Annotated in this window: 5 protein-coding genes and 2 pseudogenes; 6 read left to right on the top strand and 1 reads right to left on the bottom strand. The window is 33.2% G+C overall.

The window, feature by feature from the left end:
- Window positions 1-968 (top strand): LPXTG cell wall anchor domain-containing protein (locus CD032_RS10920; RefSeq protein ID WP_258026259.1); only part of this gene is annotated, 968 nt, incomplete at its 5' end.
- 141 nt (window positions 969-1,109) lie between these two features.
- On the top strand, window positions 1,110-2,726 hold the full coding sequence (locus CD032_RS10915) for a poly(glycerol-phosphate) alpha-glucosyltransferase (RefSeq protein ID WP_071562374.1): 1,617 nt from the start codon (window positions 1,110-1,112) through the stop codon (window positions 2,724-2,726).
- A gap of 508 nt (window positions 2,727-3,234) precedes the next feature.
- Here the strand turns inward: CD032_RS10915 and CD032_RS10910 are convergent.
- On the bottom strand, window positions 3,235-3,582 hold the full coding sequence (locus CD032_RS10910; RefSeq protein WP_064263399.1) for a MerR family transcriptional regulator: 348 nt from the start codon (window positions 3,580-3,582) through the stop codon (window positions 3,235-3,237).
- Window positions 3,583-3,659: 77 nt separating this feature from the next.
- Here CD032_RS10910 and CD032_RS10905 point away from each other — a divergent pair, with 77 nt between their 5' ends.
- From CD032_RS10905 to isaB, 4 genes and pseudogenes are all read left to right on the top strand, one after another.
- A complete protein-coding gene (locus CD032_RS10905; protein WP_038679376.1) occupies window positions 3,660-4,343 on the top strand; it encodes a type 1 glutamine amidotransferase domain-containing protein in 684 nt (227 codons plus the stop codon).
- Between the two features lie 21 nt (window positions 4,344-4,364).
- Complete coding sequence (locus CD032_RS10900; RefSeq protein ID WP_064263397.1) at window positions 4,365-5,030, top strand: SDR family oxidoreductase; 666 nt, start codon at window positions 4,365-4,367, stop codon at window positions 5,028-5,030.
- Between the two features lie 3 nt (window positions 5,031-5,033).
- Window positions 5,034-5,243: pseudogene (locus CD032_RS10895) on the top strand (NADP-dependent oxidoreductase); the annotation flags it as partial.
- A gap of 344 nt (window positions 5,244-5,587) precedes the next feature.
- Window positions 5,588-6,056 (top strand): annotated as a pseudogene (gene isaB / locus CD032_RS10890) (immunodominant staphylococcal antigen IsaB family protein).
- Window positions 6,057-6,309 lie beyond the last annotated feature (253 nt).

Genomic DNA, 6,309 nt, shown 5'->3' with positions numbered 1-6,309 from the left:
CAGATGCAGACGCAGATGCAGACTCAGATGCTGATTCAGATGCAGACGCAGATGCAGATGCTGACTCAGATGCAGACTCAGACTCAGACGCAGATGCAGACTCAGATGCTGATTCAGATGCAGACTCAGATGCAGATGCTGACTCAGATGCAGACTCAGACGCAGATGCTGATTCAGATTCAGACGCAGACAGTGATTCAGACGCAGACAGTGATTCAGATGCAGATGCAGACTCTGACTCAGATGCAGACTCAGATGCAGATGCGGATTCTGACTCAGATGCAGACTCTGATTCAGACGCAGACTCAGATTCAGATGTAGACTCTGATTCAGATGCGGATTCTGACTCAGATGCAGACTCTGATTCAGACGCAGACAGTGATTCAGACGCAGACAGTGATTCAGATGCAGACTCAGATTCAGATGCAGACTCTGACTCAGATGCAGACTCAGATTCAGATGCGGACGCAGACTCAGATGCAGATTCTGACTCAGATGCAGACTCTGATTCAGATGCAGACTCTGATTCAGACGCAGACAGTGATTCAGATGCAGACTCTGACTCAGATGCAGACTCAGATTCAGATGCAGACTCAGATTCAGATGCAGATTCTGACTCAGATGCAGATTCTGACTCAGATGCAGACTCAGATTCAGATGCAGACTCAGATTCAGATGCAGATTCTGACTCAGATGCAGACAGTGATTCAGACGCAGACTCTGATTCAGATGCAGACTCTGATTCAGATATGGGAATGGGTTCAACTGATTCAAACAACAATGGTGGAAACGGCATTGCAAAAGCTGCAACTACAGATGATCATGATAAATCAAATAATGATAAGAAATTACCAGACACTGGTGAACAACCAATAAATAACGGTGCTTTATTCGGCGGTTTATTTGCTGGAATTGGATCATTATTCTTACTTGGTCGTCGCAAAAAAGACAACAAAGAAAATAACTAGAATTATATAAATGAAATTTTATGGCTGGGGCAAATTTTTTGTCCCAGCCTCTATGATTTTTAGGGTAGTTTCATAATTTTCATTAATAAAACAGATTTAGGCTTATTTTTATAAAAGTTAATACAGAAAGGTATGTAATGTATGGAGATATCTAATCAACTAAAGAATTTATTCAATAGTAATTCTGATGTAGAAAAAATATTTGTTAGTGTTGGTCATCCTTCCCAAAAGGCTATAGTAAAAATGTTTAAAGCTAATAATGCTGAACGAAATATTAAAAAATATATCGAATCATTTCGAAAAAATACTGGTAAAAATGCTGAATGGATCAAAATAGATTTCGTTACATCAATTGAAAAAATTAAATATGAACAATTAAAGCATGATTTAACTCATACTCGTAGAAATTATGTAGAATATGGCTTTTCATTAGATAATAATTGGGAGTTAGCATTCTTACCTGAAGAAATTAATACCAATGCGTTTATAAGACCAGAACCTAATAGTAAAGAGCTTTTCATGTCTGAGAAGAACATTAACAACTATATTAAAAAATACAAAAGAATAAGAAAATATTTCACACATCGTAATTATGAAAATGAAGATGTTTATAAGTTCTACACGAAAAGCTATTTTATTGAAAAAGATCAACTTATTGAATTAGAAGAAAAGGGATATCGTAAAGGTCTAAGAAAAATTGATAATATTAATGAAGAAATCGATCGACTAATTGAGACAAGTACTCACTTTTTGAAAAATCAAATTCAAGATAACGGAAAGTATATTTATGGTTATTTTCCACATTTCGATAAAGAAATAGGATTTTATAATAATTTACGTCATTCATCTTCAACATATGCATTAATAGAAGGTCTGAGTTATTTAAATGAAGATGTCACAATTGTAGAAAAGGCGATTGATTATTTAATCAAGCATTATTTATATGAAGTTGATGGCGCAGGATATATATTTGATGATACAGAAGGTATGAATGAAATAAAATTAGGTCAAAATGCTGCATTTATCTTCGCGATTTGTGAATATTTAAAGCATGTACCTGAGAAAAATCAATATTTAGAAGCTGCACAGAAAGTTGCAAAAGGGATATTGACGATGATTGATGATCAACAACAAACGATTCACGTATTAAATTATCCTGATTTAACGATAAAAGAACAATTCAGAATTGTATATTATGATGGTGAAGCTGCTTTAGCATTATTAAGACTTTATCAAATTGATCATAATGAAGAATGGTTGAATACAATCAAAATGTTATTTGAAATGTTTATAGAGAAAAAATATTGGAAGTATCATGATCACTGGTTAGGATATTGTACAAATGAATTAGTACAAATTGATCCACAAGAGAAATATTATAAATTTGGCATTCAGAACGTATCGAGTTATTTAGATTATATGCAACAAAGGGAAACGACATTCCCAACATTTTTAGAAATGTTAATGGCGACGTATCACTTAGTAGAAAAAGCTAAAAAGACAGGCTATGTTGAACTTGTTGAAACTTATTTAGATGAAGAAAAATTCATTAATACTATACATTTAAGAGCTGATTATGAAAGAACAGGCTACTTTTATCCTGAAATTGCTATGTATTTCAAAAATCCAGCACGCATTGTGAATTCATTCTTCATTAAACATCATGGCTATAGAGTAAGAATTGATGATATTGAACACTATTTATCAGGGTATGTTCAATATCAAGAAGTGTTTAGAAAAAATGTTTATAAAGTATAAAAAAAGAGACATATGCCTCATTTCAGACTATGGACAAACTGAACTTAAATTTATAAGTTCAGTTTGTTTTTAGTATAAACTAATAATTTTCACTAAAATCATGATTAAATTACGTTTTATCATAGCTATTTGTGGCTCTTTAACGAGATACATTGCCAACTTTTTATGATTTATGGCAGCGCAAATAAGCGGTGGTGTCTATGGAACTTTTTTACTACCTTTATATCTTGCCCATCTCTTACTATGCTGTTCTTTTGCATCACCAAATCGTGTTTTTACTGTTTGGCCCCTTAGTTTATATGTTTTTTAATTGAATCTATAAGCCTTAAATCTTCTATTATATCAAAATCATCTTGCCAAACATATCTTCGAATTTCTCTGATATAATTTCTATTTTCTGTACATTCACTTAATAGTGGAGCATGATTTACATATAATAGGATTAGATTTGTGTATAGTCTATGACTTGTTAGCATCGTTATTTTAATTCACATATACCTTTCCCTCGTCACTCGGTCATGGCAGTTTGTAATTTTTGTTCAATTAAGTCGATATGTTTACTGACCAAATTCCGTTGTTCATTCAAGAATTCTAGGTGTGCGCGTAAAACGCTTGGGACATCTATTTTGTTTTGATAAAGCATGTCTGTGTTTTTTCGTATTTCTTTTAATGGCATATTCAAATTGCTTAGGCACTGGATAAATTTAATCATTTCGATATCGTCGTCTGTGTATAAACGCTTGTTATTGCTATCTCTGTCGATGTGTTTCAAGATATTCTTTTTCTCGTAATAACGCAGTTTGCTTTTAGGTATATTGCAATAATCTGAGACATATTCAATGTAATATTGTTTCATATAAGCATATCCTTTCTCTTAAACCAAGGTTTAACTGATATTGTAATCTATACAAACATGAATGAGGAGGAAAGACAATGAAAAAGGCTTTAATTGTTGTAACAAACATTGCGAAATACGATAATTTAGACAGACCTACGGGTGCGTGGTTCTCAGAGGTTACACACTTTGCGAAAGATTTCTATGACGCAGGTTATGATGTTGATTTCGTAAGTCCGAACGGTGGATATGTGCCTCTTGATCCTATCAGTCTTAACCCTGAAATGATGGGAGCTGAGGACTGGGAATACTACACGGATCATGATTATATGAATAAATTTGGACAAACATTATCTCCAAAAGAGGTTAATCCTAGCGACTATCAAGCCATTTACTTTGCAGGTGGACATGGTGCGATTTGGGATTTTAGAAATAACAAAGAACTTAACGACATTGCGTTAAGTATTTACAATAACCAAGGCGTTCTCTCTTCTGTATGTCATGGTGCGGCTGGTCTACTCGACATTAAAGAAAATGGCGATTACCTCGTTCGTCATAAAGACGTGACTGGTTTTACAAATAGTGAAGAACAAGCAAATGGTACAACTGAATACATGCCATATTTATTAGAAGACGAATTTATTAGTAACGGTGCACATTTTAAAAAAGAGGATGACTGGAGTAATTTCGCAGTCGTAGATGGTCGCATTGTCACTGGTCAAAATCCTCAATCAGGACATGCAGTTGCTGAACATGCTTTAAAAATCTTAGCTAATCAATAATTTTAAAAAGGAGCGATACACATGAAATCATTAATAATTGGCGCTCATGGTGGCGTTGGTCAACATCTCGTACGCAAACTCAAAGCACGAAACGTTGACTTTACTGCCGGTGTTAGAAAAGAAGAACAAGTTGAAGTTTTAAAAGCAGATGGTATTGATGCAACTTACATTGATGTTGCAAAACAATCTATTGATGAATTAATAGAATTATTTAAACCGTATGATCAAATCCTTTTTTCCGTCGGTTCTGGTGGAAGGACAGGTGACGATCAAACAATCATAGTAGATTTAGACGGTGCAGTGAAAGCAATTAAAGCAAGTGAACACGTCGGTCGTCAACACTTTGTTATGGTATCAACGTACGACTCACGTCGAGAAGCTTTTGATGCGTCAGGCGACTTGAAACCATATACCATTGCAAAACATTATGCGGATGACTACTTAAGACATGCAAATTTAAAATATACCATCGTACATCCAGGCACTTTAACAAACGAACATGAAACGCAACAATTCAATATGAGTGCGCAATTTGAAAATGTACAAAATCCGTCTATTACAAGAGAAGATGTAGCAGAAGTGCTTGTTTCTGTATTAACTGATGAAGCATTACAAGGTCACGAATTTCAAATCATCAATGGTGATTTGTCATTATCAGACGCTACGACTAAATATCTGGAGGAATAATAAATGAATAATCAACAAGTTGTACTTGCAAAACGACCACAAAGTATCCCTCAAGACGATGTATTTAGATTTGAAACAATAGAAACTCGAGAACCACATGCAGGGGAGGTTCAAGTAGAATCCATTTATGTATCTGTAGATCCTTACATGAGAGGCAGAATGAATGATACAAAAAGTTATGTTCAACCTTTCCAAGTGAATGAGCCATTACAATTTGTTATGTTCGCAATCGCGAAACCATTATAAGACTTAACTTAGCAACGCCTGGAACATTACGTTTTGTTCCAGGCGATTTTTTAATATTTATATTTAAAATCGACGTATATCAAATGATTCTCAACATAGGGCATGACAATGCATATGCTCTCTTTGTTTAAATAAGATTATACCAGACATTTACTCTGCAATTTGTCTATAATAATAAGTCTCTAAACTAAGAAAAACATAAGTTAAATTGCATGTATAAATGTAAAAAAAGTATATTTTATATAATTGTTTGTGACATTGTAATATTGATGTAAAATGTGTCCTGTAATACAAATGTGAGGAGGATTTTTATGAAAAAAGTTTCTAAATTTAGTTTAGGGATTTTCCGTAACGCCCGAATTATTTAATGTCACTCAAGCACATGTGCAAGAAAATGTGAAACCTTATTTTAATTATAGTGTTTATATAGCAAATCAAAGTAACTTTATTCTAGATAAGAATTTTAAAACATCTCAAAAAGCTGATAACTTCAAGAAGAATAATTACAAAATTAATAAAAATGCATTAGCTAAAAATAATAAAGATTTATATGATCCAACATATTACGGGGTTTCTAATCATAAAGCGAATGGTGTTTGCTCATTATTTGACGGTAAGTCAGTGAGCAAAAAAGAATTATTGAATCATTACGGTGAACCAAAGTATACATCTACATCAGCCTGAGGCAAAGAATATATTTATAAAGTTGGAAGTAAAGATATGAGATTTTATGTTAACCAAAAAGATTATGTCATCAAAGGACAAATCATTAGTGAATAAAATGGGATACTAAGTATGTATGAGAAGGGGGATGAAATTCATTTTGAATTCGTAGTCTTTCTCCCTAAATTATTTTTACTTTATTTAATTAAAAAGTTAATTTACATGTTTAAGATTGACGATAAAACAATATAAAAAAGAAACCGCATCATTAACCGATACGTAGAAGCGTATCATAAATAAAACTAAAAATTAGGTTGTGTATAATTTAAAAAGTTAATGAGATGTGGAGGAATTACATATATGAAATATT

The organism is Staphylococcus cohnii subsp. cohnii, assembly GCF_002902365.1.
Classification (GTDB): domain Bacteria; phylum Bacillota; class Bacilli; order Staphylococcales; family Staphylococcaceae; genus Staphylococcus; species Staphylococcus cohnii.
Note: the sequence above shows the minus strand (reverse complement) of the source record. Positions and strands in the feature narration are given on the sequence as shown.

Coding starts and splice junctions, on each gene's coding strand:
- CD032_RS10905 (WP_038679376.1), top strand. CDS start 3,660: ATGAAAAAGGCTTTAATTGTTGTAACAAACATTGCGAAATACGATAAT.
- CD032_RS10910 (WP_064263399.1), bottom strand. CDS start 3,582: ATGAAACAATATTACATTGAATATGTCTCAGATTATTGCAATATACCT.
- CD032_RS10900 (WP_064263397.1), top strand. CDS start 4,365: ATGAAATCATTAATAATTGGCGCTCATGGTGGCGTTGGTCAACATCTC.
- CD032_RS10915 (WP_071562374.1), top strand. CDS start 1,110: ATGGAGATATCTAATCAACTAAAGAATTTATTCAATAGTAATTCTGAT.